This window comes from Phocaeicola intestinalis, from assembly GCF_014837065.1.
Classification (GTDB): domain Bacteria; phylum Bacteroidota; class Bacteroidia; order Bacteroidales; family Bacteroidaceae; genus Phocaeicola; species Phocaeicola intestinalis.
In genome coordinates this window covers 1-1243 of the sequence record NZ_JACSPP010000129.1, presented here as the reverse complement: position 1 = coordinate 1243, position 1243 = coordinate 1, and the positions used below count along the sequence as shown (strand labels likewise).

Annotated in this window: 1 protein-coding gene and 1 tRNA gene; both read right to left on the bottom strand. The window is 47.7% G+C overall.

Annotation, left to right across the window (positions count from 1 at the left end):
• Positions 1–262 precede the first annotated feature (262 nt).
• Positions 263–337 (bottom strand) — tRNA-Pro (locus H9625_RS17325).
• Between the two features lie 123 nt (positions 338–460).
• Positions 461–1243: IS30 family transposase (locus H9625_RS17320; RefSeq protein ID WP_225226494.1), on the bottom strand; the 783-nt coding region annotated here is incomplete at its 5' end.

The following is a 1243-nucleotide window of genomic DNA, read 5'->3' as shown; positions in this document are numbered from 1 at the left end:
TGTGTGTGATTATCAGTAATTTGCAATTTTATGATATTTCTTGAATGTATAGGTTCGAGAGCCTGTCTCTCCGCTGAATATATTGGAAAAGAGTAGAAAAGTTTCACAAAATTAATTTTGTGGAACTTTTTTTTGTTGCCTTGTGTCTGCTTTTTTGCATCAACCGTTACGGGGTCACGTTACGTCACCGCCACAGTTACAAGAATCGTTTAAAAAGCAAAAAGCATCGACAATCATCAGATTATCAATGCTTTTTCACCAGTCGGGGTGACTGGATTCGAACCAGCGACCACACGCCCCCCAGACGCGTACTCTAACCGGGCTGAGCTACACCCCGTCACTTTTGTTTTGCGAGTGCAAAGGTAACACTTTATTTTGAATCTGCAAACAAAAAAAGATCTTTTTTTGCTTTGTCCTCAAGAGGCTATTTAAATGGCAGAGTCAACCAGCGAGTGCAACATTACGAAATATTTTTGAAAAAGACCTCCTTAGGCGTCAAGAAATTGAGTTTTTCCCTCGGTCTAGCGTTGATTTTCTTCCTGATTTTAGCAATTTTCCCTTCTGTGACGGTGCTGATGTCCGTCCCTTTCGGGATATATTGGCGTACCAGCTTGTTGGCGTTTTCTATGGCTCCTTTCTGCCACGCGCAATAGGAATCGGCAAAATACACAGGTACGTTCAGTTTTCCGGTTATCCATTCATGCTCCGCAAACTCGCTGCCGTTGTCCGTGGTTATGGACTTCAAGGCCTCCCCTTTGTAAGGTAGAAGCAGCCTCCACACGGCTTTCGCCACCGGCCCGGCCTTCTTTCCCTGTTTGAGTTTCTCCATGAGCAGGAAGTTCGTGCTCCTTTCCGTCAGCGTCAGGATGGCGTTGCTGTCCTTGTCCACGATGAGGTCCATCTCCCAATCTCCGAAACGCCTGCCGTCGGCTTCCACCGGACGTTGGTGTATGCTTATGCGGTTACGGATGTTCGTAGCCTTGGTTTCATGCCGGCGGGAGGCCTTGCGCTTATATTTCATCTTATGGCGGCAATGGGAGGCTAACTCTCCGCTTTCGTCCTTGCGTATAAGACCGTAAATGGCTTCATGGGAGACGTTTATACCCTCCAACCTTAAACGTCCGGATATCTGCCGGGGAGACCATTGCTCGTTTTTTATCAGCTCGATGATGCGCCATTGCAGCACATCATCCAGCCCCCTGTTGCCGGGCGTATGACACCGGCGGGATTCTGCCATGTCATG